Origin of the sequence: Larkinella fluvii (assembly GCF_051857545.1) — a bacterium.
In the GTDB taxonomy this organism is placed as follows: domain Bacteria; phylum Bacteroidota; class Bacteroidia; order Cytophagales; family Spirosomataceae; genus Larkinella.
Genome location: NZ_JBPZHB010000001.1, coordinates 500,742 through 526,207, shown reverse-complemented (window position 1 = coordinate 526,207; position 25,466 = coordinate 500,742). Strand labels below are relative to the sequence as shown.

25 protein-coding genes are annotated in these 25,466 nt (G+C 51.4%); 9 read left to right on the top strand and 16 right to left on the bottom strand.

All coding sequences use genetic code 11. The features are described from left to right. Positions 1-15: 15 nt before the first annotated feature. The 3 genes from ACS5NO_RS02225 to ACS5NO_RS02215 form a co-directional block, all read right to left on the bottom strand. On the bottom strand, positions 16-1,347 hold the full coding sequence (locus ACS5NO_RS02225) for a UDP-glucose dehydrogenase family protein (protein WP_439413635.1): 1,332 nt from the start codon (positions 1,345-1,347) through the stop codon (positions 16-18). Between the two features lie 442 nt (positions 1,348-1,789). Further along, complete coding sequence (locus ACS5NO_RS02220) at positions 1,790-2,530, bottom strand: tyrosine-protein phosphatase (RefSeq protein WP_439413634.1); 741 nt, start codon at positions 2,528-2,530, stop codon at positions 1,790-1,792. A 32-nt stretch (positions 2,531-2,562) separates the two neighbouring features. After that, positions 2,563-2,988 (bottom strand): XRE family transcriptional regulator, encoded by a 426-nt coding sequence (locus ACS5NO_RS02215; RefSeq protein WP_439413633.1) that lies wholly within the window; start codon positions 2,986-2,988, stop codon positions 2,563-2,565. Between the two features lie 296 nt (positions 2,989-3,284). On the opposite strand from ACS5NO_RS02215, the gene ACS5NO_RS02210 reads away from it, so the two are divergent. The 6 genes from ACS5NO_RS02210 (at position 3,285) to ACS5NO_RS02185 (ending at position 8,069) form a co-directional block, all read left to right on the top strand. After that, positions 3,285-3,965, top strand: a complete 681-nt coding sequence (locus ACS5NO_RS02210) for a hypothetical protein (protein ID WP_439413632.1) — start codon at positions 3,285-3,287, stop codon at positions 3,963-3,965. A 68-nt stretch (positions 3,966-4,033) separates the two neighbouring features. Next, positions 4,034-4,744 carry a PD-(D/E)XK nuclease-like domain-containing protein gene (locus tag ACS5NO_RS02205; protein ID WP_439413631.1) on the top strand — a complete coding sequence of 237 codons (711 nt, stop codon included), beginning with the start codon at positions 4,034-4,036 and terminating at the stop codon, positions 4,742-4,744. A 129-nt stretch (positions 4,745-4,873) separates the two neighbouring features. After that, the gene (locus ACS5NO_RS02200; protein ID WP_439413630.1) at positions 4,874-5,236 is read left to right on the top strand and encodes a hypothetical protein; all 363 of its coding nucleotides are present in this window, start codon (positions 4,874-4,876) and stop codon (positions 5,234-5,236) included. Between the two features lie 178 nt (positions 5,237-5,414). After that, complete coding sequence (locus tag ACS5NO_RS02195; protein ID WP_439413629.1) at positions 5,415-6,188, top strand: pentapeptide repeat-containing protein; 774 nt, start codon at positions 5,415-5,417, stop codon at positions 6,186-6,188. Positions 6,189-6,276: 88 nt separating this feature from the next. Beyond that, positions 6,277-7,476: a DUF748 domain-containing protein gene (locus tag ACS5NO_RS02190; RefSeq protein WP_439413628.1), complete on the top strand. Its 1,200-nt coding sequence runs from the start codon at positions 6,277-6,279 to the stop codon at positions 7,474-7,476. A 71-nt stretch (positions 7,477-7,547) separates the two neighbouring features. Next, on the top strand, positions 7,548-8,069 hold the full coding sequence (locus ACS5NO_RS02185; protein WP_421827560.1) for an acyl-CoA thioesterase: 522 nt from the start codon (positions 7,548-7,550) through the stop codon (positions 8,067-8,069). Positions 8,070-8,150: 81 nt separating this feature from the next. On the opposite strand, the gene ACS5NO_RS02180 is transcribed toward ACS5NO_RS02185, so the two are convergent. Together ACS5NO_RS02180 and ACS5NO_RS02175 are read right to left on the bottom strand one after the other, a co-directional pair. Beyond that, positions 8,151-11,726 carry a carboxypeptidase regulatory-like domain-containing protein gene (locus ACS5NO_RS02180; protein ID WP_439413627.1) on the bottom strand — a complete coding sequence of 1,192 codons (3,576 nt, stop codon included), beginning with the start codon at positions 11,724-11,726 and terminating at the stop codon, positions 8,151-8,153. A gap of 91 nt (positions 11,727-11,817) precedes the next feature. Continuing rightward, a complete protein-coding gene (locus ACS5NO_RS02175; RefSeq protein ID WP_439413626.1) occupies positions 11,818-12,117 on the bottom strand; it encodes a putative quinol monooxygenase in 300 nt (99 codons plus the stop codon). 128 nt (positions 12,118-12,245) lie between these two features. On the opposite strand from ACS5NO_RS02175, the gene ACS5NO_RS02170 reads away from it, so the two are divergent. Continuing rightward, a complete protein-coding gene (locus ACS5NO_RS02170) occupies positions 12,246-13,217 on the top strand; it encodes an aldo/keto reductase (protein ID WP_439413625.1) in 972 nt (323 codons plus the stop codon). Positions 13,218-13,292: 75 nt separating this feature from the next. On the opposite strand, the gene ACS5NO_RS02165 is transcribed toward ACS5NO_RS02170, so the two are convergent. The 10 genes from ACS5NO_RS02165 to ACS5NO_RS02120 all read right to left on the bottom strand — a co-directional run bounded on the left by ACS5NO_RS02165 (position 13,293) and on the right by ACS5NO_RS02120 (position 21,790). Next, positions 13,293-15,857, bottom strand: coding sequence for a TonB-dependent receptor (locus ACS5NO_RS02165; RefSeq protein WP_439413624.1), 2,565 nt, complete (start codon positions 15,855-15,857; stop codon positions 13,293-13,295). A gap of 374 nt (positions 15,858-16,231) precedes the next feature. Further along, positions 16,232-16,906: a hypothetical protein gene (locus ACS5NO_RS02160; RefSeq protein WP_439413623.1), complete on the bottom strand. Its 675-nt coding sequence runs from the start codon at positions 16,904-16,906 to the stop codon at positions 16,232-16,234. 137 nt (positions 16,907-17,043) lie between these two features. After that, a complete protein-coding gene (gldD, locus tag ACS5NO_RS02155) occupies positions 17,044-17,634 on the bottom strand; it encodes a gliding motility lipoprotein GldD (protein WP_439413622.1) in 591 nt (196 codons plus the stop codon). A gap of 107 nt (positions 17,635-17,741) precedes the next feature. Further along, positions 17,742-18,032 (bottom strand): hypothetical protein, encoded by a 291-nt coding sequence (locus ACS5NO_RS02150; RefSeq protein ID WP_114406830.1) that lies wholly within the window; start codon positions 18,030-18,032, stop codon positions 17,742-17,744. Between the two features lie 39 nt (positions 18,033-18,071). Continuing rightward, a complete protein-coding gene (locus tag ACS5NO_RS02145; protein WP_114406829.1) occupies positions 18,072-18,365 on the bottom strand; it encodes a hypothetical protein in 294 nt (97 codons plus the stop codon). Next, complete coding sequence (locus ACS5NO_RS02140) at positions 18,362-18,637, bottom strand: DUF4160 domain-containing protein (RefSeq protein WP_439413621.1); 276 nt, start codon at positions 18,635-18,637, stop codon at positions 18,362-18,364. The genes ACS5NO_RS02145 and ACS5NO_RS02140 overlap by 4 nt, the downstream gene beginning before the upstream one ends. Positions 18,638-18,639: 2 nt before the next feature. After that, the gene (locus tag ACS5NO_RS02135) at positions 18,640-19,419 is read right to left on the bottom strand and encodes a TIGR00266 family protein (protein ID WP_114406827.1); all 780 of its coding nucleotides are present in this window, start codon (positions 19,417-19,419) and stop codon (positions 18,640-18,642) included. 58 nt (positions 19,420-19,477) lie between these two features. Then, entirely contained in the window at positions 19,478-19,720 is a 243-nt protein-coding gene (locus ACS5NO_RS02130) for a hypothetical protein (protein ID WP_114406826.1), read from the bottom strand. A gap of 93 nt (positions 19,721-19,813) precedes the next feature. Next, entirely contained in the window at positions 19,814-21,340 is a 1,527-nt protein-coding gene (gene gltX / locus ACS5NO_RS02125) for a glutamate--tRNA ligase (protein ID WP_439413620.1), read from the bottom strand. Between the two features lie 78 nt (positions 21,341-21,418). Next, positions 21,419-21,790, bottom strand: coding sequence for a Rid family detoxifying hydrolase (locus tag ACS5NO_RS02120; RefSeq protein ID WP_150876818.1), 372 nt, complete (start codon positions 21,788-21,790; stop codon positions 21,419-21,421). 241 nt (positions 21,791-22,031) lie between these two features. On the opposite strand from ACS5NO_RS02120, the gene ACS5NO_RS02115 reads away from it, so the two are divergent. Continuing rightward, positions 22,032-22,532 carry a hypothetical protein gene (locus tag ACS5NO_RS02115; RefSeq protein WP_439413619.1) on the top strand — a complete coding sequence of 167 codons (501 nt, stop codon included), beginning with the start codon at positions 22,032-22,034 and terminating at the stop codon, positions 22,530-22,532. Then, positions 22,504-23,349: a tetratricopeptide repeat protein gene (locus ACS5NO_RS02110; RefSeq protein ID WP_439413618.1), complete on the top strand. Its 846-nt coding sequence runs from the start codon at positions 22,504-22,506 to the stop codon at positions 23,347-23,349. Before ACS5NO_RS02115 ends, ACS5NO_RS02110 begins: the two co-directional genes overlap by 29 nt. A gap of 73 nt (positions 23,350-23,422) precedes the next feature. Here the strand turns inward: ACS5NO_RS02110 and glmS are convergent, their stop codons facing one another. Then, the gene (glmS, locus tag ACS5NO_RS02105) at positions 23,423-25,276 is read right to left on the bottom strand and encodes a glutamine--fructose-6-phosphate transaminase (isomerizing) (protein ID WP_439413617.1); all 1,854 of its coding nucleotides are present in this window, start codon (positions 25,274-25,276) and stop codon (positions 23,423-23,425) included. Positions 25,277-25,466 lie beyond the last annotated feature (190 nt).

The following is a 25,466-nucleotide window of genomic DNA, read 5'->3' as shown; positions in this document are numbered from 1 at the left end:
TTCCGGCAGGCCAAATCAAACCGCTTGTTCCACCGCCTGCGAGATGGTCTCGCGACCAACGCTGTAGTAGGTATAGCCCAATTCTTTCATCTGGTCCAGTTCGTAAAGATTCCGTCCGTCGAAGATGACTTTGTTTTTCAGCAGCAGGTTCATTTTGCTGAATTCCGGCGTCCGGAACATGGGCCATTCGGTCATGATCACCAGCGCATCGGCATCGTCCAGCGCGGCATACGAGGTGTGGGCGTACGTAATTTTGCTGCCAAATACGTTTTTCACATTATCCATCGCTTCCGGGTCGTAGGCCGTCACTTTCGCGCCGGCATCCAGCAGCGCCTGGATGTTTTCCAGCGCCGGAGCTTCCCGGATGTCGTCGGTATACGGTTTGAACGCCAGCCCCCATACGGCAATGGTTTTTCCTTTCAGATCGCCGTTGAAGTGCTGGTTGATAATCGGAAGGAGTTTGGTTTTCTGCTTCGCATTGACGTCCATCACCGATTTCAGAATCTGGAAATCGTAGTCATACTCCTGGGCGGTTTTCGCCAGTGCCTGCACATCTTTCGGGAAGCAGCTTCCGCCGTAGCCGATACCGGCGAACAAAAACCGCTTGCCGATGCGGCTGTCGGTTCCAATTCCTTTCCGGATGTCGTCGACGTTGGCCCCTGCTTTTTCGCAGAGGTTGGCAATTTCGTTCATGAACGAAATCTTGACGGCCAGGAATGCGTTGGCGGCATATTTGGTCATTTCGGCCGAACGTTCGTCCATGAAAATCACCGGATTACCCTGACGAACCAGGGGCGCATACAGTTTGCTCATCACGGCTTTCGCGCGTTCTGACTTGGTGCCGATCACCACCCGGTCGGGTTTCATGAAGTCTTCGATGGCAACGCCTTCGCGGAGAAATTCGGGATTCGATACGACGTCGAACTCCACCTGTGCAGCCAGCGAGATGTAATCGTGTACTTTTTCGGCAGTTCCCACCGGCACGGTGCTTTTGTCGACAATCACGGCATACTCTTTCAGCAATTGCCCCAGATCACCGGCTACCTTCAGGATGTATTTCAGATCGGCAGAACCGTCTTCGCCCGGAGGAGTGGGCAGGGCCAGAAAAATAACCTCGGCGCCTTCGATGCCTTCGGCCAGGCTGGTTGTGAATTTTAGACGGCCTTCGGCGGTGTTGCGGTTAAATAACACGTCCAGACCCGGTTCGTAGATGGGGATGATGCCGTTGATGAGCTTTTGAACTTTGCGCTCGTCAATGTCGACACAGGTGACCTGGTTGCCGGTTTCGGCAAAGCAGGTTCCGGTTACGAGTCCAACGTAACCGGTTCCAACAACAGCAATTTTCATAACGTTGAGTAAATAGAATAATAAGTAAAAAAATGTGGGTTTCCGACAGAAAGATGTCTGATTAAACGAAACGAAAGGTCGTGGTGAGCTACGTTTCAGGGCGATCTGTAAAGATACTTACCTTCAAAATCAGACAAACTACTACTAGCTTTTTTTAGATATTACCTTCTAAATATAAAAGGGAGAAATGAAATTACCTAAGCAATCTTCAATGTTTTTAAGAGAATACGGTATAAAATCTTCAAAAAGTTCAACAAAAAGTTTTTTACGGAATACTATTTTTCTGTATTTTAAAAATATCCGCAAAGTTTTTTTCCTATTTATCAGACAATAGACAAAAAGTATGCCGCAGAATCTTCCTGCCAAAAAAATCGACACAATGGAACCCCGCCTGATTGGATGTAACTCGGCAGCTTTCCGCAACGAGCCTAAAAAAGGCCTTTTAGAGTAGGGAGGCATTCAGAAAGGTGTGCGAATCGAGGAGCGCCAGTTCTTTGGACTGAAGCAGTAGCCCCAGCTTTTCGGCGTCGCGGGGCCGGTGCAGATCGGAACCCACAAAATCGACCATCGAATCCTCGAGCAACTGCTTGGCCTGCTGCTGCACGCGCCCGCCATACTGCCCCACGAGCGAGAGCAGATTCAGTTGAAACAGACAGCCCTGCACCCGCAGTTTATGAAACCGCTCGGTCTGGTCCTTCAGATACAAATACCGTTCGGGATGGGCCAGAATGGGTTGGTAGCCTTTCGTCTGAATTTGAAAAATGATTTCGTCCAGGTTCAGGGGCGGATTGGCAAACGACAGTTCGACCAGCAGATAATTGGGTCCGAACGTCAGGAGATCGTTGGCTTTGAGTAGCGTTACGAAATGGTCGTCGATGAGGTATTCCGCGGCCGCTTCAACCTGAATCGTCAGGTCTGTTTCGGCCATGGCTTCGCGGAGTTCATCAAGACCGCGCCGGATGGTATCGCTGCTGTTGGGATAATAATCGCGCAACACGTGGGGGGTGGTAACCACTTTCTTATAACCCAGTTCCTCAAAAGCCCGCAGACAGGTCAGGGCCGTTTCGAGGTCGGGTACGCCATCGTCAATCCCCGGAATCAGGTGTGAATGAATATCGACTCCCAAAAATCCGAAATCCGAAAAAGCGGATTGTTCCTGGCGACGCTTAAAAAATGAGAACATAGTGTAGTATAAAGTCGTAAGCCCGGCAATTATCAGCTTTCCGGAGACAAATCGGACCGACGACTAACGTGTGAGAGACTGATGACTCTTTTTTTACCCGCAACCTGTTCAAGTTCCTCCCGAAGCAGGTCGCTGGTTTCCTGTAACAAAGCTACACGTTCGTTTAACTGAAACAAAAGAAACTCCATATTTCGCAGCCGCTCATCTAACGTCATGGCAGACAGGGGCGTTTGCGGTAAGGTGCGAAACATGAGCCCTTCGCCCCGCAGCAGCCAGTCGGCATTGACCGTGGGATAAGCCCCTAAAATTTTTTGTAACGTTTCGTAGCGCGGTTTCAGACGACCGTGTAAAATATGGTATACTTTCTCACCCCGCTTCTCCCCCAATTGTCGGGCAAACTCCAGGACGCTGATGTCTAACGCATCGATCAGTTGCTGCAAACGGGCTCCAATGGGCATGAGAAAAGGGCTTTTTTACACAGAACCATGTAAATTCTAGTCTTGCATTCTGTCGTCTAATGTAGAATAAATTCAGATTCTTCGAAATAGACCAGGCTCACAAAACCTAAAATAAGGGCAAAAAGGCGGTTTTCAGGGTGTATGGGCAGCTACTCTATTTTTTTAGTAAACTTTTTATGTATCGTTTTGTATTATACATAATAGTGTGTATATTTAAACTCAAATACAAACCCCCTGAAAAGGCAAAAGGGATCGCATAGCGGTCCCCCTGTCCGAACAGTAAACAACAAATACTAATGAACACACAAAAAAACAACACCGGCACAACAAATCAAAATGGTTTGGAAGTGAAACTTTATCAGAAGGTTAACGAATCGACGGGTGAAGTCATCCCTAATCCAGATACGAGTCACTTCAAATATTTGGAGGGACATCCCCGCCAATACCGTTTCGACGCCAAGGAGGGCATCTTTAACATCAATGGCACCGAAAAACTGGGTGGGCCGACGAACGGCCGCACGCTGACATTCCAGCCGATTGCGTGGCGCATCTTTACCGACAATATTTTGAACATGGGAACCAAGAACTGGGCCGAAATCTTTTTTATCGATGAAAAGAATTGTGTTTCGGCGGTCCTGTTCCACGGTTATTCGGTCGACAACATCTTCCGGCTCATCGAACCCCTGTTCTACGACGACCTGACGCTGGCCGATGTCGTGATTACCGCCGTAGCGGAGAAGAAGGAAAATACCAAGATCCAACCCAAAGGCGTCTATTACATTGCCACCTTCAGCTACAAACTGGCCGATCCGGAAGAAACCAAAGTACTGAAATCATTTGGTCAGGCCAATCGAATTTTTCGCCAGGAGACCCTGACCGACATCGCCAACATCAAAACCGCTTACAATTACTTCAATCCGTTTCTCAATCCGACGGAAGAACTGCTGGTTGAGAATGGTATTCATTTGCTGAATTAGTCTCTGTAGAAATCCCTGAAGCGGATTTAGGGATTTCTATCTTACTTCATCAAAAACCCAATCCAGTCATGATTACCGAATTGATCGACTACCGCTCCATCCCGCGGGTCTCGAATTCCGATTTGACCCGGTTGAAGGAAGAATGTTTGGGCTATACCTCGCCGGGACGGCTCGTTCCGCAGCGGGCCATGCAGTTCGGGCGGGCTTTTCACTCGCATCTGCTGGAACCGGAGCGCATCGGCGGCATTATCGAGCAGTTGCTGCCCGACATGAAACCAATCGAGTCGGGTCGGCTGGAACACCTTACCGAGCAGGTCCGGCGCGATTCGTTCTGCAACCGGTATCTCCGGAAATCGGAACGCGAACGGGTGGTTCTCTTTACCGACCCGATCACCGAACTGGGTTGCAAAGCCCGGCTGGATATGGTCTATACCAGTCCCAAACGGCGGAGTGCGCTCATTCTGGATTTCAAAACCACCTCGGCGCGCACGCAGAGCCAGTTTCTGCAAAGCTGCTACGACTACGACTACGACCGGCAGGCGGCTTTCTACATCGACAGCCTTCGCTCCGCCGACAGCCAGGAATGGGAACAAACGCGCCAGATCCGCTTTGTGCTGATCGGCGTTCAGAAACAGAAACCGCACCGGCTTTTTGCCGTCGATGCCACGTCGATCCCGGATTTTGTTGAATACGGACGGAAAAAATACCGCTTCTGGCTCCGCAAATGGAAGGAACAACAACAGGAAGACACCGGTTTCTGGCTGCGGCAGGCTTCCTGAGTTTGTAAACATACGGTTAACCTTCACTCCTACAAATTGCCCCTAAATCCTCTAAAGGGGACTTTTAGAACCCGGAAGGTTCGCGTCCAAGTCCCCTTTAGAGGATTTAGGGGCTAATTCTTTATCATCATGACGAACGACCTAATGATAACCGAACCCGCCAGCCGGGCGTCTTCCGCTCCGCTCTTCGATTGGGGCATCGACGGTCTGGTGATCTGGCTGGAAGAACTGGACGGTTTTGGCAGTCTGATGGCCTACATCAATGAAGCCCTGGCGCAGATTGCTTTTGCCATTGAGCTGCAAACCGGCTGGGATCACCGCACCGACGGCCATACGTATCATCCGCTGTATGGCTACCGGCTGCTGCTTCGCGATGCGACCAGTTTGTGGTATGCCATCCGCATGGACGAAGCAGGCCGGTTTGCCGACTTTATCCCGCTGGAGGAATTCGATTACGATACCGCCTACGACAAAGCCCTGTGGCTTCCCTGAAGAGGTAAAAAATCAAAAATGTAAAATGCTCAATATCAAATGTAAAAGTGTTAAACGAGCGTGTTTCCTCTCACTTTTACATTCGATATTGAGCATTTTACATTTTTGATTCCTTCCTGGTTCCGTGCAACCTTTACCGACGTATTTTCATCCTTAGGGAAACTCTCATCTTTCCCGTATGAAAACGATCCTCACTACCCTCCTCCTCATTGCTACCACCTTGCCAGCCGTTTGGGCTCAACGCACGGTCGATGCCAAAGAAATTTTGGCTAAAATCAACCGGAAAGAGGTGGTTTCCTACGAAAACGCCACCATTACCGGCGATCTCGACCTGACGGAGCTGGCCAATAAAAAACGCGTCACCAAAAACCTCTGGGCCGAAAACGAAGCCTACGAAAGCACCGTCGAAAGGCCGGTCACGTTTCGGAACTGCACCTTCAGAGGTAATTTCCTGGCGTACAAAAACGTCAAAACCGAAGGGCGCTTTCTGAACGGCAATGGAATCATGTTTGCTACACATTTTACCGAACCCGTAACGTTTGAAAATTGCACCTTCGAAAAAGCTTCCGAATTCAAATATTCCGACTTCAACCAGCGGGCGTCCTTTATCGGCACCGGTTTTCGGGAAGAAGCCAATTTCAAATACGCGAAATTCAGGGCATTAGCCGATTTCACAGACGCCCGGTTCGCGAAAACCGGTAATTTTAAATACACGAGTTTTAAGGAAGCAATCGCTTTCCGAAAAGCCCGTTTCGATCAGTACGCCGATTTTAAATACACCAAATTTGACGAAGGAGTCAATTTTAACAGCACGCGTTTCGACGGAACCGCTGATTTTAAATACACCCATTTAACCCGCAATTCCAGCTTCGACGAAACGGTATTTGACGGTCCCACCGATTTTAAATACGCCACCCTGAACGGCCGGAAATTTTCGCCCAGCCGTCGCTAATCCAACGGGCCGACGGACAAACGTCCGTCGACCCGCATAACTCTTCGGCTGATTTTCAGTTCTATAAGCAACATCAACGCTTGTTGCTTTGAAACGATCCACAAAAATTATCCTGGCGATTGTCGTTGTTCTCGTGGCCGCCAGACTCCTGTTGCCGTATTTTGTACTACGCTACCTCAATAAATTGATGGCCGACATGGGTTCGTATACCGGACACGTGGATGATGTCGATATTGCGCTCGTAACCGGTTCGTATCAGATCAAAGACCTGCGCATCCGGAAAATTAACGGTAAAATCAAAGAGCCTTTCCTCTACGTTCCTAAAATCGATCTTTCCGTCGAATGGCCATCGCTGTTTAAGGGCGCCCTCGTCGGAGAGGTCGAGTGTTACCGGCCCGAACTCAATTTTGCTTTCAGCAACAATGAACAGGCCAGCCAGACCGGCCGGGAACTCGACTGGACCAAGCTGGTGAAGGATATTCTGCCCATCCAAATCAACCGGTTTGCGGCATATGACGGCAAAATCGATCTGGTCAATATCTTCGAAGCCACCAAAACAGATCTTTCGCTGGAAAAAGTTGCCCTCGACATCCGCAATATCCGCAACGTCGAAGACAAGGAAACCCGCTTGCCCTCTCCCGTTACGGCAACGGGTGATGTACCGGGCTGGGGCGGCACGATGAAGTTTGGGGCAGGAATGTACTTGCTGAAACCGATCCCGGATTTCAATTACAACCTCAGCTTCGACAACCTCCAACTGGCGAAACTCAACGATCTGGCGCGCAAATACGGCAACGTCGATTTCGAAGGTGGAACCATCAGCGTCGTCAGCGAAATGGCCATGTACGACGGTCGGCTGGTGGGCTATTTCAAACCACTGACCAAAAACATGAAGATTTTCAAGCTCAAGGAACCGGGCGAGGATCGGAAAGTCGGCCGGTTTTTCACGGAGCTGCTGGCCGAAGGTGGTGCTGCCATTCTCAAAAACCAGAAGCGCGACCAGGTGGCCACCCGGATTCCACTGCGGGGAACAGTCGAGAAAACACAGACGGAAGTCTGGCCCATCATCATCGGTGTGCTGCGGAATGCCTACGTTGAAGCCTTCACCACCGAATTTGACAATACCGTCACCTTCAAGGATGCCGTCGAGAATCTGAAAGAGGATTACAAGGAAAAACGCCAGGAGAAAAAAGCCGAACGGAAAGAAGAACGTCAGCAGCGAAAAGAAGAGCGGAAACAGAAACGCGAGGAACGAAAAGAAGCCCGAAAAAAAGAGAAGGATGGTTGAGGAAGGCAGCAAAAACCGTAGTTTCGCGACAACACGAAGCCGTTGTGACCAATCAATCTGTACCTTTCGCCATGCCCCAACCCAAATACGCCCGCGAGTCTCTGGTCACCATGACCGAGATGGTCTTACCCAACGACACCAACACCCTGAACAATCTGATGGGTGGCCGATTGCTGCACTGGATGGACATCTGTGCCGCCATTTCGGCCCAGAAACACTCCAACCGCATTGTCGTCACGGCTTCGGTAGATAATGTCTCGTTTTCGGAACCCATCAAGCTCGGCAACATCGTGACAATGCAGGCCAAGGTCACGCGGGGATTCAACTCGTCGATGGAAGTCAACATTGAAGTGTGGGCGGAAGATATTCCGGCCGGAACCCGGGTCAGCACCAACCGCGCGTTTTACACCTTCGTGGCCGTCGACCAAAATGGCCGTCCCATTGAAGTACCGCCAGTCACGCCCGAAACCGAGGCCGAACACGACTTGTACGCGAGTGCGCTGCGCCGTCGTCAATTGCGTCTGGTGCTAGCCGGACGTATGAAACCGAACGACGCCAAGGAGTTACGGGCGCTGTTTGGTGTTGAAAGCTAGTTTACGGTTTTCAGTTTACGGTGGGCTGACGCATTCAGGATAACGCGTCAGCCCACCGTAAACTGAAAACCGTAAACCCTACTACTGCACTTTCACTTTCGCTAAACCGACCACAGGCCGGCCATCGGTCGTAATGCCCTGCACCACAACGCGGATGGTGCGAACGACGTCCGACAGCGGGAACGCCAGATTCGATGTTCCTTTGGAATCGGTCTGAACCACCGGTTTCCAGTACAACACATCCCGGCGGTCGATGGGGGCATTCTGTTCGGCCAAAACCGCCCCCGGCGTGTCTTCATACCGCGGGACGTAGAACTCCCGGTGGGCCGAAAAACCGATGAAGGACAGTTGGTTAAGTCCAACGCTGGGTTCTGCTTTTTTTGCTTTGGAAGACCCGCGTTTGGTATATAAAGCGATCACGCCGTTGCCCCCGCGCGCGCCGTAAATGGCCGACGTAGCCGCATTTTTCAAGACTTCGATGCGCTCGATGTCATTCGGATTCAGGCCCATCAACGCATTTCCTTCGGGCGTTTCGGTCAGATAAGAACCGTCCAGAAGATACAAGGGGGCCTGAACTTGCATGGAATTTCCGACGCCAAACGAAATAGCGTTTCGGATGTTGACCGTATAACCGTTCATGGTTTGCTTCACCTGAACCCCCGCCACCCGGCCCCGAATCATTTCATAGACATTCGAAAACTGCGGAGATCGTTCATCGAACAGAATCACCGCATCGGGCGTGCCATGCAGACTCATTCGCTCCACCGATTCGGGACGCTCGGCGGGTCGATAACCTTTGATGGTTACTTCTTTCAGAACTTTAGCCTGTTTATCCCGGTACAATCCCGGATCGGATTCCTGACGCAGCCGCGCCACGTCGAGTTGCTGTTGAAACCGTCGCCAGTCCGGAGACGGCTCGGCCACCACTTTTACCGACGACCAGACGCTCCCGGCCGTATCCGTTTCAACGATTGCCTTGATGGATTTAAACTGCGTATTCATTACCTGAACCAGCAGTTGCAAGGTATCCGTGATGCCCAGACCCGCCATCCGAAACCGCCCGTAGCGGTTGGTACCGATGGAGTGCGGAATGGCTTGCGATGAACCGGGAGCCGCCACGAGCAACTCCGCAAACGGAATCGGGTTGCGTCTTTCGTCCACCACCCGGCCACTGAACACAATCCCGCCCAGCGTATCCGACGGCGACTCTGGTTTGCGCAACCCGATCCGTCGCCAGCCCTGCGTCAATAGCAGATCATCGAGCGCCCGGCGGGTGGCCTCCGTCGTGTCTTTGAAGAAAAAACCGGGTTGCTCGACGCGTCCGCGCAAATCGCCGGTCAGCAACAAATGGGTTCGAATGTCCGCAGCCAGGGAGTCTTCCGGAACCTGATCGGCATCGGTTACAGCCGCCGACAGCGTGGCCACCATCGACATTTCCGGCTGAGCGTTCACTTTGAGATTCAGAACGACGCGTTCCCGGGGCGTGTAGCGGGGTTTGTCCGCCGTCACCGAGATCTCAACCGGCGGAATCTGTTCCGAAATAAAGAGCATTCGCTCCGCGCGGGGCTGACCATAGGCATCATACAGCGTTACCTGACAGAGTCCGGGCGGAAAAACGGCCATCGGCAAGGTCAACCGGGCTTTCCCGTCCTGCAACTTCATTTTGGTCCGTTGCACCAACTGCCCGTAGCTTTGGAAGGTCAGATAAATAACCGGATCAGGTTGTGGCACGTTGGCCAGGATGCGAATGCTCAAATTGGCGGTATCGCTGACCATATCGGCCATCAATACGAACCCATCCGGTTCCAGCTTCGGCAAGGCAACCCGCAGGCTTTTGCCATTGTGCTGTATTTCAGCCTGGTAAGCCTGGTCGGTTTTCGGATCGAGCAACACGCTTCCCATACCAAAGCGGTTGCTGGCAAACCGGGTCATTTCCCGCCCCTGCTCATCCAGAATCCGGCCCGACACGGTTTTTCCGCGACCATCCTTTCCAACGGCTTTAAACCCCATCCGCGTCGGCAGATTTGCTACCCAGCGGCCGCCTTCCGGCAAAAACTGAACGTCCAGTTCCTCCTCAACCCCGACGGATCGTTGGCCGGGGCCGTTCAACACGTTGTAGACCGTTATGCTTCGTTCAAAAGCCGGACGGGTGGCAGCATAATCTTCATCCGTATAGGCCCTCAGCCGATATATGCCGGTCGCCAGCGTATCCGAAAGCCGGAAGTCGCCCGTTGCCCGGCCGTCGTTGATGCGAAGCCACTGGTGTTGCACCAGCTTCCCACCCGGTGTCAGTAGATCGGCGTGCAGGGCACCCTCGCCGAACATCAGTTGCGTGGTAACCGGCTCCATAACGTACGCGCTGAGCCAGATCCGGTCGCCGGTCAGATAAAACGGTTTATCGATATGGACGAAAGCCGATGGGGCCTGATACGGATGGGCCAGTTTCCAATGCCGTAGCATCGAATCGAGCCGGTAATCGGCCGCCAGAATCTGGCCTTCGATCGGCGACGCCATCACGGAATCCGGTTGGCTGGAGGCCGCACTTGGTTCCCAGTTGGCGGGCAGTAGCAACGAAAACCGGTCGTTGCCCAGATAGCCCATCGCCAGCATGCCCAGCGGGAGCGTCACCCGGCCATCGACGGTGATCTCGCTCATGCCCTGTGGAAACCGGAACTCGGTATAGGCATACGGCGCATCCCGGTAGGGCGAATACGCCGAGAAAATCCGGTTATAAAATACTTTGAGCGGAGTCGCCGTAACCAGTTTTCGCTCAAACGACAACCGCCCCGGCTTAATCAGCGAGTCGGTGACGACCGGCAACAAATGGCGGTTAATGTCCTGAAACAAACTTACACCGCCCGTTCGTTCGGGGTAGCCGGGGTTTACCTGGTACACCAGAAAGCCTTCTTTTTCGTAGGTTCCGGCCACCAGACTGGCCATCAGGTGGCGGGTTGAGCCGAGGTAGGCGCGTTGCCGGTTGTTTCGCCAGCGGTCGGCCTGGCGGGTGTCCTTCGGTTTCAGTTCTTCAAACCGGGTGGCTCCGGCAAAATACATCGCCCCGTTCGTCTCCACTTCAAAATACTGCATATCATACTGAATGCGGTAGCCAAACGCCCGGTTTTCGATCACCAGCGGTTCGCGGGCCGTCGCTTTCAGGATGCTTTTCTGGTAGGTAAACTGAAGCACATCCGGATTCATGATTTCGCACTGGCTCCGAAAAGGCGTTTTTCCGAGCAATTCCCGTTCAAATTCCCGGTAATGCCGCTCCCAGGTTTTGTCCCTTTTGGCCTTCACCGTAACATCGGCAAGGGTGAAGCCCGTACTTTTCAACGCCAGATTGATGATGCGGGGCTGGCTGTTTTCAAGCCGAACCGACTGCCGGGCGGGCTGATAGCCCAGATAGGAAGCCACGAGTTCGATGGTGCCGAGTGGCACGTTGGTGAGCCGGAACCGGCCTTTTTCGTCGGTCGTGGTGCCTTGCGTGGTGTTGTTGAGGTAGACGTTGGCAAACGGCAGGGGCTGGCCAGTTTGCGATTCGGTCACCCGCCCGGTGATCGTTGTGGTGGTTTCCTGAGCCTGAACGCCGGTATACGCCATGAACACCCCGAGCCAGCCGACCAGCAGTTTACGAAAACGATCGGCGCGAAAAGCATTCATAGGATTTGAAAAATAGCTTTCTTAAAAATACGAAATTCTTAGCAAAATACCATATCAAACCTGAAAAGGCATATTTATAATTCCCACTCCATCAATCCGTTACTTCATCTACTTTCTCAACCGAAAATGCCGTTGCACGATCAGCAAACAACCGTTTTGTAGCCGCCCAGGTGGTATTAAACAGCTCCGAACGGCGGTAGTGCTCTAATGCTTCGGGGGTTTCCCAATGGCTGTAAGTCACGTAAACCGTAGGCTGATCGAGGTCACGGAGCAATTCGAGGTGAAGGCAACCGGGAAACGTGCGGATTTTCTGTTTTGATGCCTCGAAAATCGCCAGGAAATCCGCGGTTTTCGTTTCCTGAAACGTCATGCGAACGATACGAACTAACATTATTTAGTAAAGAGTTAGGAGTTAAGAATGATGAGTTAAGAGTGATGAGTTAAGAATTAAGAGTTAAAAGTAGTCGCGAATAATTACTTTTAACTCTTAATTCTTAACTCATCACTCTTAACTATACTATGAAGTACCGTACTTTTGGCCGAACCGGCTGGCAGGTAAGTGAAATTGGCTACGGCATGTGGGGACTGGCCGGCTGGACGGGCTCCGAACGGCAGGAAGTGGATCAGGCGCTCGACCGTTCCGTTGAATTGGGTTGTAATTTCTTCGATACCGCCTGGGGGTACGGCGAAGGCCTGAGCGAGCGGATTCTGGGCGATTTGCTCAAACGATTCAGTGACAAACGGTTGTATGTGGCCACCAAAATTCCACCCAAAAACCGCCAGTGGCCTTCCAAACCCGAGTTTGCCCTTAAGGATGTTTTTCCGGCCGACTACATCGTCGAATACACCGAAAAAAGCCTGAAAAATCTGGGCGTCGAAAGCATTGATTTGCAGCAGTTTCACGTCTGGGAAGATGGCTGGGCCGAGCAGGATGAGTGGAAAGAAGCCATCACGAAACTGACGCAGCAGGGGAAAGTGCAGGCTTGGGGAATTTCGGTAAACCGCTGGGAACCGGACAATTGCCTGAACACCCTGCGAACCAACCTCATCGACGCCGTGCAGGTGATCTACAACATTTTCGATCAGGCTCCGGAAGACAATCTGTTTCCGCTTTGCCGCGAACTGAACATCGGCGTCATTGCGCGCGTACCGTTTGATGAAGGAACCCTGACCGGCACCTTGACGAAGGAATCCACCTTCCCGGCCGACGACTGGCGTTCGACCTATTTCGTACCGGAAAACCTGAATTCCAGCGTCGACCATGCCGACGCGCTAAAACCGCTGATTCCGGCCGGCATGACCCTGCCCGAAATGGCATTGCGCTTCATTCTGGAAAACCCGGACGTGGCCACCACCATCCCCGGTATGCGCAAACTCCGCAACGTGGAAGCCAACATGGCCACCAGCGACGGCAAAACACTGAATCCAGAACTCATCAAAGAACTGAAAGGCCACCGCTGGGACCGCACACCAACGGAGTGGAGCCAGTAGGGAAGTAGGAGTTAAAAATTAAGAGTTAAGAGTTGAATGCGTCTGCCAACTCTTAACTCTTAATTTTTAACTCTCTTAATATGAGTACCGCAGCGTTACGCCGTAGGTACGCTGGTCGCCCACGATACCGGCGTATTGTCCGGCACTTCCGGGTGCAGCCAGGAGTTGCTCGTAATAATCCGTGTTGAAAAGATTTCTGCCCCAGAGGAAGAATGAAAGACCGTTGGAGGCCCGGAAACCAAGCCGCCCGTTGGTCAGTGCGTAACCGTCAATATTTAGATACTGCGAAGGAGACGGACTTGACGAGAATTCGGAGCGGTAAAAGACATCGACACCCAGAAAGTAATTTCCCTTGAGTCCGGTGAAGGTTCCTTTGGTGGTGACTTCACCTCCCACGGAGCCCGACCATTTGGAGATGCCGGGTAGCCGTCCCCCCGAAACATCCTTGAAAGCCTGCGCCCCTCCTACTTCTTCCAAGGGCACGGGAGCATTGACGAAGCTCACGTATTTACCATCCGTATAGGCCACTGCAGCATTCAGGGTCAGGTTGGTAAAGCGGACATTCCCGTCCAGTTCGGCTCCCTGCACCCGTACTTTTTCCGCATTCGCTAAATACCCCCGGTTTACACCCGGTTCCGGCGTTTGCACCTGGGTTTGGTAATCTCTGATATCCGAGCGATAGACCGTTAGGTTCAACACCGAATTGCCCGACGGTTTGGTTTTGACGCCAAACTCCTTGTGATCCACGTATTCGGGTTTCACATTGGCCAGATCAATCAAAATCTGCCCGTTTGCCGTTGGCAAACCGCCCACGTTCACTCCAATTGGCTTATAACCAATGGCATAGGTAGCGTAAGCATTCAACTGGCTGGTGGCTTTGTATTGCAGAGACAGTTGCCCGGAGAAGTTTCCCTGCGAATAATCCGTGTTAAAAGCCTGGTTGGTATAGACCCCATTTTTCAAAGCAATCAGGGCAGCGTCCGTAGTTTGCAAACCGCCGTAGGTCACCCGGCTGTAATCCACCACCTTTTTGTCGTAGTTGTAGCGCACACCTGGCAAAACGTGGATCTTGTCGGTCACGGCCCAGTCAACCTGCCCGAACACCGCCAAACTTGTGCTCTTGATTTCGTTGGTGGTGCGAATGCCGAAGTTGTCGAACAAACCGGGCGTTTTCCAGAGCGCGCTGGTTGAGCTTTGCGCAAACCGCCATTGGGCCGAACCGGCTTCTTCCGTCTGCACCGGATCGGATTTCAGGTCCTGCCAAAGGCCAAATACGCCAATTACGCCACTCAGTCTGGGTGAAATTTTCCCGGAATACCGGATTTCCTGCGACCACTGGTTGTGTTTCGAGTTGCCGGAAGAAATTGTAAAGACGGGCAGCCCAATGTAATCCCGGTCATTCAGTGGCACCCATTTCCAGTAGCGCCAGGCCGATGTACTGGTTAGCGTTCCGTTCCCGATTTTGATATCGGCATTAACCGAAACACCCCCTAACTGGTTATCGGCTTTGGAGGGCGTATCCAAATCGAGTTTGCGTTCAAAGGCACTCTTGTAGGGAAGGGTGTATCCCAAATCAGCGATAATGGCATTGAATTGCCGGTAAGCCGCTCTTTTTGTCGGTACAACGCCAGCCACCGGCCATCCGTAACCCGTCGGTTTTTGGTCCGAAATGTCCCCGATCACGGTAATATTTACATTTTCGCTGGGCGTATAGAGGATCTGCCCGCGTACGCCGATGTTGTTAATATCGTTGATCGGCAATTGCGTATGAACGTTAAAAAACGTGCCGTTTCGCTGCGTCCCCGTAAAGGAAAGACGGGTGGCCAGTTTCTTGCTCAACGCGCCGGTCAGCGACGCCTTGGCCTGAACAAAACCTAGGTTGCCATAGCTCAGTTCAAGGTTGGCTCCCGGCGTAAAGCTGGCCGCCCGCGTGGTAATGTTGAAAGCCCCTGCCGTTGTGTTTTTTCCGAAAAGCGTTCCCTGGGGTCCGCGCAACACCTCGACGCGTTCGATGTCGATAAAATCGAGGGCCGTGGCCGCCGGACGCGCGTAGTAAACACCGTCCACGTAAAAACCCACACCCGGGTCAACGCCGTCGTTGGTCAATCCGTAGGTGGACCCCAACCCGCGAATGTTGAGCGTTGTATTGCGGGCATTGGAAGCATATAATTGTACGGTAGGCACCAGTTCTTTGAGACGGTTCACGTTAAAAGCACCGGCGTCTTCGGCCCTGACGCCCCCGATCACGGAAATGGGAATCGGCACTTCCTGCGCGGATTCCTGACGACGGCGGGAGGAAATCACGACGTCGTCCAACTGGGTCGTATTTGCATCAAGCTTGATTTCAACCTTGCTTTCATTGATGACAACCTCTTTTTTGAGATAGCCTACGTAAGAGACGATCAGCGTGAAGGGCAGCCGCTGGCCGGTGATCAGGCTGAATTCACCGTTTGCGTCCGTTGCACTGCCATTGGTCGTTCCTTTGATGGAAACCGTTGCGCCAATGAGCGGTTCGTTGGTGCGGGAGTCGATCACTTTCCCGGAAATGGTCGAATTGACGATGGGAGTATTCTGGGCAGACAGAAACAGAGGGGAGAGAATGATCCCAATTAGAAAAAATACGCTTAAAACTCGTTGCATTGTGGTGGTTGATTGTTTCAATTTACTATTCCTATAGAATTACTAGGAAAAATTTCAAATAGTTAACTTCAGTTTATGAAGGAAATTACTGGAAGGGGGAAGAATGACCAGAAGCTTGGGCAAGCGGCATCAGCAACATCGCTGTAACAAGCGGGAAGAATGTACTGGTTTTTTCATGCGTTTCGGATTAATAGATATAACTACCCTTGTAGATAGACTATACGGATTACTATCCTTTATAATCTATTGATTTAGTAGTTTTTTGCACAAAAAAAGAGTGCCACGCTGCGAAATGCAACAAATGGCACTAAAAATTTTCTCTAAAACCGCAAATTCTTTAAAAAATCACATTTAATCGAAGATTCGGGTTAAAATCAAGCTACTTTTTTCACCGGTGTCCGGCGGGTGGGCCGAAGCGCATCGCTTTTGGCACTTTCCAATACGGTGTCGGAAATAATTTCCAGTTGGTGCGCCCGCTTCAAGACAAGCTCGAATGGCAGGTTGAAGTAGTTGGAAACATCCATGCGGAAGCTATCCGGGAAGCGCGAAAGTCGCACCCCGAAGAAACTCCGGATTTCGGTTTCGGGCAATAAAGCCGCCAGGGCCACGCGCTCGGCTTCGGCCAGCAGTTCGTTGCGGTTGGTATACAAATGCTCCAGACCGATGGCCGCCGTCAGAATGTGCAGATAAAGCTGCTTGTAGGCTCCCGACAGTTCGTTCGGCAGAATCACCCAGCCCTGCTCACGGAATTTGGCGGCAAAACCGGTCAGGCCGGGAATGCCCCGCAGATCGCCCGCGATGACCTCTTCGGGAAACTGCAAGCGGTCGTCGGATTTCGACAACCGATAAACCAGCGCTTCCACCGGGCTTTTCTGAAACAGCAGGTCAGCCGGGAGTTGACGGTTATTTTCCCACTGGTCGCTCAGTTTGACAAAAATCGTCTCGTTGACGGGAGAGCTTTGTGAATCCCCCAAACTGACGAGCATACGCCGAAACGCAGCCAGAAAGTCGATCTGAAATTGATTCGGATTAAATTTTGTGCGTCTCATAGCGTATTTTCCTCAGGCTACTTGTTCGCCGGAATTCGTGAATGTCAAGGGTTTACTACCCGAAAAGGCCTATAAAGATACAAAATACCGGAAGTATTTGCAATACGTTCTCTAACGCCGGATCAGCCCATCTGGTTCTAACTTCCGGACTTCCACCGCAGGGTTTTGAGCAAATGCAACACATCTTTCCGCAGGTAGTCAATCACCGGTGCCAGCGAATCATTGCGGGTAGCGACGTTGAAATAAACCGCTCCCCGCAGGAAATGCGTCGTCGTATCGGTCGTAAAAAACTGCAGTTGGCTGGGCACTTCACCCGTTATGGAAAGCACATCGGCCTTCAAACCGCCCGGAAGCTGAATCAACTCTTCCTTAAAAGCATAGGCTTTTTCGTTGTGCATGGCCGCCAGTTTATAGGAATCGCCAATCATGCCCGCCAGCCGCTTTTCGTTGTGCAACACCGGATGATAGGTCAACTGAACGCTCGCTTTGAACGCGGGGTAATGGATAAAAATCCAGTGGGGCTGGGCACCCCGAAACGTATCGGGCAAAATCCGGGCCTGTCTGGAATATTCGAATGTGTACGGATGGGCTTCTTTCAGCGCCTGATACTGATGCGATGGCAAGTCGATGCGGTTATAGCCTTTGGGTTTCGGAACATAATTGTCGGCATCGCGACTGCCACAAGCCGTCAGCAGAACCGCCAGAAAAACGAAAACTGATTTTATCACAGGCAAGGAGATGTTACACCAGAAAGGAAACGAAAAAGCCCGGCGTTTTCGTGCCGGGCGAACTCACACCTGTCAGGTTTTCAAAACCTGACAGGTGTGTTGGTGTATTACGAATTAATCATTTCCAGTTCTTCCTGCCGTACCGGCTGGCCGAGCAGCGTTCGGAACCGGTTGATGTTGAAGGTCGGTTCAAACCAGACTTCGCCCAAAACCGGGTGACGCACCGGCACGTCCGGATTCTGGATTTCGCCCAGCAACACGCCCGTCTCGCCGTTGGTATGGCGTTTCACCATCCGAACCGTATACATCTGATCTTCCTTGGGCGTTTTGACCCCGAACTCCGCATAAAAAGCCAGCACCGGAGCCGGAAAATTCTCGTTTACGCAAATGATTTCCATACTCTATATCTCGATATGCTATTTAACTCCTTCTAAAATTTAAGCAGCCAAAACTGCCTTGTAGCTTACTAAATGGTCGGGCTGTGATGTATTGGTTCCTATAAACTCCTGAATAGGATACACATTATCGTCATCCGCAAACATAAGGACAGTTCCATCGGCAATGTGATACTGCTTTCGTTGGTGACCATTCAACCGGGCGATTGACGGGAATCGGCTCAATGGCACATACAAAATCCGCCCGTCCTCCAAAAACAACGATAAATAACCTTGTTTACGAAACGAGATTCGATCAATGATTGGCTGTTCTGTCTTAAAACCTTCCGTTTTCATGACAGATGCAAAACATTTATCTTCCCTTCCGTTGCAAATTCTGTAATTCTTTTTGCAATCTGAGGGCCGTATTTTTCCAACAACTTTACTGCCGTATTAATTTCCTTAGACGTTAAACTTCCCTGCTCGAACACCTCCAGCGTATCCAGCCAGCTCTTGGCGGATTTGCCTTTGCGACTTTTTGTATTGGAGACATGAACGTGCATTCGTTCCGACAAATCATAGGCATACAGAAATAATACCAATGCTTTGTAAATCGCCAGTTTCGGCACGATTAATCCTCAAACAATTTCCCTAAACCGCCCAGCACTGAACCCCCTTCTTTGTTAGCCTGTCCGCCCCCGGCCGACAATCGATCCACCAGCTTGGAGATCGGCATCGACTGAATCCAGACTTTTCCGGTTCCGCGCAAAGTGGCCAGAAAAATACCTTCTCCGCCAAAAATCATGGATTTCAACCCGCCGGAACGTTGAATATCGAAGCTGATGGAAGGCTCGAAACCCACCACACAGCCCGTATCGACCCGCAGTGTTTCGTTGTTCAGTTGCCGCTCCATTACCACGCCCCCGGCGTGAATGAAGGCCATGCCGTCGCCCTGAATCCGTTGGAGAATGAACCCTTCTCCGCCGAACAAACCCGTTCCGATCCGCTGGTTGAAGTGAATGGCAATCTGGGTTCCCATGGCGGCACACAAAAAAGCATCTTTCTGAACAATCAGTTGATTGCCATAGATTTTGGCCAGATCAATCGGCATCACCGTTCCCGGATACGGAGCCGCAAACGCCACTTTCCGCTTGCCGTAGCCGCGGTTGGTGAAGTGCGTCATAAACAGGGATTCGCCCGTCAGCAACCGCGAACCAGCCTGAAACAGCTTGCCCATGATGCTTTGGGTAGCCTGCGAGCCGTCGCCCATTTTGGTTTCAAACTGAATACCATCCTCCATGAATAACATGGCACCGGCTTCGGCAATGACGGTTTCGTTCGGGTCCAGTTCAATTTCAACGACCTGAATGTCTTCGCCGATGATCTTGTAGTCGATTTCGTGAGAACGCATGAAAATCTATGAATTACAGATTAAAAATTACGGATTGTACCTGGACTGGCGTACGTACCTATTCCTCCTCTCCATCTTCATACTCCTCCCCGTCGCCCTTCTCACCGTCTTTCAGGTCCTTCCGGTTCCGGAGCTTTTTATCATCGACGGTTTTGTTCAGAAACGCGTTGATCTTGTCAATATCATAGCTGTTCGTAATCTCGCCGAACGTATTGATTTTGATGTCAAAACCTTCCAGTTCTTTATGAACACGCGGTTTTTCGTTCGGCTGGTCTTCGGGTTTCGTGACTTTCTTCGCCATTTGGGAATTAAGAGTTATGAGTTAAGAATGAAGAGTTAAAAGTGAAGAGATGGACCGAACGCGGCAGCCAACTCATAACTCCTAACTCATAATTCATAACTCTGTTAAGGCTTTCTGCAACCGGTCGATCGCGTCCTGTTTACCGATTATCTCCAGCGTCATCATCAGGTCCGGACCGGCCCCGACGCCGGTGATGGCCAGCCGGAGTGCCTGCATGATTTTGCCCTGTTTAACCCCGGCAGCGGCCGTTGCAGTGGCCAGCGTAGCCTTCGCCAGATCAACCGTCAGCGGTTCCTCAACCGAAGTTAATGCATCTTTTAATGCGGTCAAAGCCCGCACGGCTTCATCGTTCCATTTGGCCGCGACAATGGCCGGATCATACTGCTGCGGTTCCCGGAAAAAGATCGCCGACTCGGCATAGATCTCGCTGGCGAAGTTCACCCGCTCTTTGAGCAAACCCGCTATTTTGGCCGCCTTTTCCGGTGTGCAGTCAATCCCGTCGGCAGCCGCCTGAGCCACAATGGCCTCGGCCAGTTCTTCATTCGGTTGTTGCCGCAAATATTCGTGGTTGAACCACTTCGCTTTCTGAATATCGAACCGCGCCCCGGCTTTGTTGATCTGTTCCAGACTAAACGCCTGAATCAGTTCGTCCATCGTAAACATTTCCTGCTCCGTGCCGGGATTCCAGCCCAGAAACGCCAGAAAATTGACCAGGGCTTCGGGCAAATACCCGTCTTCGCGGAAACCACGGGCGACGGTATCGGAAAACGGATCTTTCCATTCGAGCGGAAAAACCGGAAAACCGCCCAGATCGGCGTCCCGCTTGCTGAGTTTGCCGTTGCCGTCGGGCTTCAGCAAAAGCGGCAGGTGGGCAAACTGTGGCATCGTACTTTCCCAGCCTAAAAACCGGTACAGCAACACGTGCAGCGGAGCCGACGGCAACCACTCTTCGCCCCGAATGACGTGCGTAATGCCCATCAAATGATCGTCTACGATGTTGGCGAGGTGATAGGTCGGCATGCCATCCGATTTCAACAACACCTTGTCATCGATCTGCGACGAATGCACCACCACCCAGCCGCGAATCAAATCGTTCAGCCGGACGTCTTCCTTGCGCGGCACTTTCAGCCGAATCACATACGGACTGCCCGACTCCATCAAAGCGGTGACTTCCTCCGGTTTCAGCGTCAGGGAGTTTTTCATCTGAAGCCGCGTAATGGAGTTGTACTGAGCCGCCGGGGCGTTGGCTTCCTCCATCCGTTTGCGCATCGCATCCAGTTCTTCGGACGTATCGAAGGCATAATAGGCTTTGCCTTCCGACACGAGTCGTTCGGCGTATTCACGGTAAATGGCTTTGCGCTCCGACTGGCGATAGGGCGCATGAGGACCACCAGCGGTCAACCCTTCATCAATTTCAATACCGACCCATTTCAGGGCTTCGACAATGTAGTCTTCGGCACCGGGGACAAAGCGGTTTTGGTCCGTGTCCTCGATGCGGAGCAGCATTTTGCCGCCATGTTTGCGGGCAAACAGGTAATTATACAGGGCAGTTCGCACACCCCCAATGTGAAGCGGCCCGGTTGGGCTGGGCGCAAAACGAACGCGTATTTCGGTTGACATAAAAGAAAAAAAGGGAGGAAAAGGCCAGACGGAAAAAGCGGTAGTTACTCACTTCTTCCATCTGGCCCTTTCCATTATTTAAAGTACGGCAATAACGGATATTTCTACATTGACATCTTTCGGCAAACGCGCCACTTCCACCGTCTCACGAGCGGGCGGATCGGCCGTAAAAAAGCTGCCGTATACTTCGTTGATGGCCCCGAAGTTGTTGAGGTCTTTGACAAAGATGGTGGCCTTCACAACGTTCTCGAACGTGAGTTCGGCAACCTTCAAAATAGCACCGATGTTTTCCATTACCTTACGGGTTTCGGCCTGAATATCACCGGATGAAGCGACATCTAGGGCAATCTGGCCGGAAACATACAAGGTTCCGTTTACCATAACTGCCTGGTTATAAGGACCAATTGGCGCGGGGGCGTCGGGGGAGAATATGATTTTTTTCGTTGACATAATACGCAGAATAGTTTCGGCACTGCCGCAGGCGGTGTTCACAGGAAAACGTTGCGAGGTCGTACCGGATAAAAATTTCGTGGCGCAAAGTTAGCAATCAAAACCGTCGGATGGCAGAAATCTGTCGATCAACTTTCTATTCGGCTTGGTTGTCCGCAATTTAACCATTTTTAACACCCCAATCTGTACGGGTTTGAGTGACATTGAACCGGGTTCTTCGTCAAATACCAAAAGACTTCTTATGAAGAAAAGACACTTTGTATTTCTGCTGCTCTTCCTTTGTGCAACAAAATCGATTTGTCAGGCCCAGGTTTTTGACCGAAGCAAGCATACTACCGGCTGGTACCCAACGGACACAACCGAACGATTCCGGCCCTGCAACAAGGATTGGGGGGTTTATCAATACTTTTCCCTGCACAAAAAATACCCCGAAAGCTCCATGATGCTTTTGAAAAAAGTCAGAAGCATTTACCAAAAACCGGAAAACTGCACCCAAAGCGGTTTCATCACCTTCCGTTTCATCGTCAATTGCCGGTCCGAAACGGGTTGGTATCACACCTACGAAATTGACGAGCGATATCAGGCCCGAACTTTTGATCCCCAAATTGCCTCCCAACTGCTCACCTTCGTTCAATCGCTGACCGACTGGCCCGTCGGAATGGTAGAAGGAGAAGCCGTTGATTATTTCACCTATTTTACGTTCAAAATCAAACATGGCGAAATCGACAATTTGGTGCCTTAGTCTATCGCTGCTGGTTTTCAGCTTACAGGCCCATGCGCAAACGGATTCGGAAAAGAAGAAAATGCTGCGCGATAGTGCCGACCGGTATTTTGACAAAAAGACGGAGCATCTAAATTATATGTCATACCGCCTGCAATTGTATGCAGACTCTGCCCTGCGGATTGATTCGACATACGCACACCTCTGGCGAATGAAGGGTTTCCCGTATCTGCAAGTTGGCGATATCGAATATACACTTCGGTATTACGACAAAGCCGTTGAGTTGGAGCCCCAACGCTGGCTGGCCTACCGGGCGTTTTGCAAAACGGTTTTCCTGAAGGATTATGAATCAGGTCTTCAGGATTTTCTGAAAGCCGACAGCGACCCGGCCATTCCAAAATATGAAATGGACCATAGCTTTGCCTTTTGGAAAGGCATCTGCTACCTGGAATTGGGTGATTATAAGCAGGCAAAAGCTCTTTTTGAAGAATCCATTCAGGAGCAAACCGGTCGTTTGAGTGCTGCTAAAGTTCACCACTTAGACCTGTTTTATCTAGGGATGACCCATGCCCATCTCAAGGAATACGACCGGGCGATTGATTGCTTAAAAAATAGTCTGACGAAGTATCCCAAGTTTTCGGATGTGTTCTATCATTTGGCCAATATCCACCATCAACTGAACTTAGACAAACAGGCTCTGGACTATATTTATTGGGCAGAATTTTACCAATTGGAAGGTTTAAAACTCAATGAAACCAACGAAATCTATGTCAATTTTCCGGAGCAGATTGCCATCGGTGACATTCGGGAGTTAATGCAGCAGTTGACAAAAAAATAGGATGTTGAGAAAACACCGAAAACACCTGTCAGGTTTTCAAAACCTGACAGGTGTTTTCTCAACATCCCGTCCTTTATTCCACCGTCACCGACTTCGCCAGATTACGCGGCTGGTCGACGTTGCGGCCCCGCATCACGGCAATGTAATACGACAGCAGTTGCAACGGGATCACCGAAACCAGCGGCATCAGGATGTCGTGAACTTTCGGAATTTCAATTACAAAATCGACCATTTCCCGAATCTGGGTATCGCCCTCGGTCACCACGGCAATGACGCGGCCTTTGCGGGCTTTGACTTCCTGAATGTTCGAGACGACTTTTTCGTAGGAACTGTCCTTCGTTGCAATCACCACCACCGGCATGTCTTCGTCGATGAGCGCAATCGGGCCGTGTTTCATTTCGGCCGCCGGATAGCCCTCGGCGTGGATGTACGAGATTTCTTTCAGTTTTAGCGCCCCTTCCAGTGCTACGGGGAAATTCAGCCCCCGGCCCAGGTAGATGAAATTCTTGGCATACGTGAAAATATACGCGATTTCCTTCACCTTCTCAGCGTTTTGCAGCACTTTATCGACCAGCGCGGGAATACGCTCCAGTTCGGCCAGCAACTGCCGGAAAAGCGTTTCTGAAATTGTACCTTTCTTTTGAGCCGCAGCGATGGCCATAAGCGTCAAAACCGTCACCTGGGCCGTGAACGCCTTGGTGCTCGCCACCCCGATTTCCGGCCCGGCGTGGGTGTAAGCGCCTGCGTGCGTGGCCCGCGCAATCGACGAACCCACCACGTTACAAACACCAAAAATGGTTGCTCCTTTCGACTTCGCCAGTTCAATAGCCGCCAGCGTATCCGCCGTCTCGCCCGACTGCGAAATCGCAATCACAATGTCTCGTTCAGCGATAATCGGATTGCGGTAGCGAAACTCCGACGCGTATTCCACCTCGACCGGAATGCGAGCCAGTTCTTCAAAAATATACTCAGCCACCAGCCCGGCATGCCAGGATGTTCCGCAGCCGACAATCACAATCCGCTTCGAAGCGGCCAGTTGATCCAGGTAATCGCGCAAACCGCCGAGTTGCAGGTGACCGTCGTCGGCCCGCACCCGACCGCGCATGCTGTCGGCAATGGAACGGGGCTGCTCGAAGATCTCTTTCAGCATGAAATGCTCAAAACCGCCTTTTTCGATGGCTTCCAGTTCCATTTCCACTTTCTGGATATACGGCGTGGTCTGCGTGTTGTCGAGGTTGATCACCTTCAGTTCCCCGGCGCGGACAACGGCAATTTCGAGATCGTTCAGGTAAATGACGTCTTTGGTGTATTCGATGATCGGCGTGGCATCCGACGCAAAAAAATACTCGTTCTCCCCTACCCCAATCACCAGCGGACTGCCTTTCCGGGCGGCAATGAGTTGCGTCGGATCTTCCTCCGAAATGATGACGATGGCATAAGCACCGACCACTTCCAGCAAGGCCTGCCGGACGGCCTCTTCCAGCGACGACCCGGTTTCTTTCCGAATGTCTTCAATGAACTGAATCAGCACTTCCGAATCGGTTTCGGAGCGAAAAACGTGGCCTTTCCGAATCAGGTTTTGCCTGATTGTCGCGTAATTTTCAATAATCCCGTTGTGGATAATCGCCAGCTTCCGGTCGTGCGACTCGTGCGGGTGGGCATTCACGTCGTTCGGTGCCCCGTGGGTGGCCCAGCGGGTGTGTCCGATCCCGATTTTGGCATGCAACGCCTTGCCCGCCAGTTCGTGCTCCAGATCAACCACTTTTCCTTTTTTCTTGTATACCTTTAATCCCGACGATCCGGGTTCTTCAACGTCGAGCAGGGCGATTCCCGCGCTGTCATACCCCCGGTATTCCAACCGTTTCAACCCTTTCAGAACCAACGGAGCCGCATCGCGATGACCGACATAGGCGACAATTCCACACATAAGCTTTTCAATTTAAATGGTGTTGTACAAACTACTTTTTAAAATATTTAAGAAAGTGATCTTTCATTCCTAAATTGTTAACAAAACCGCCCTTCTTTCTGGGAAAGATACCAATAAAACCGCTGATTCACGCGATTTATAACCGGAAAGTACAGAAACAAAAAAGCCAGCCCCTGAAAGAAGCTGGCTC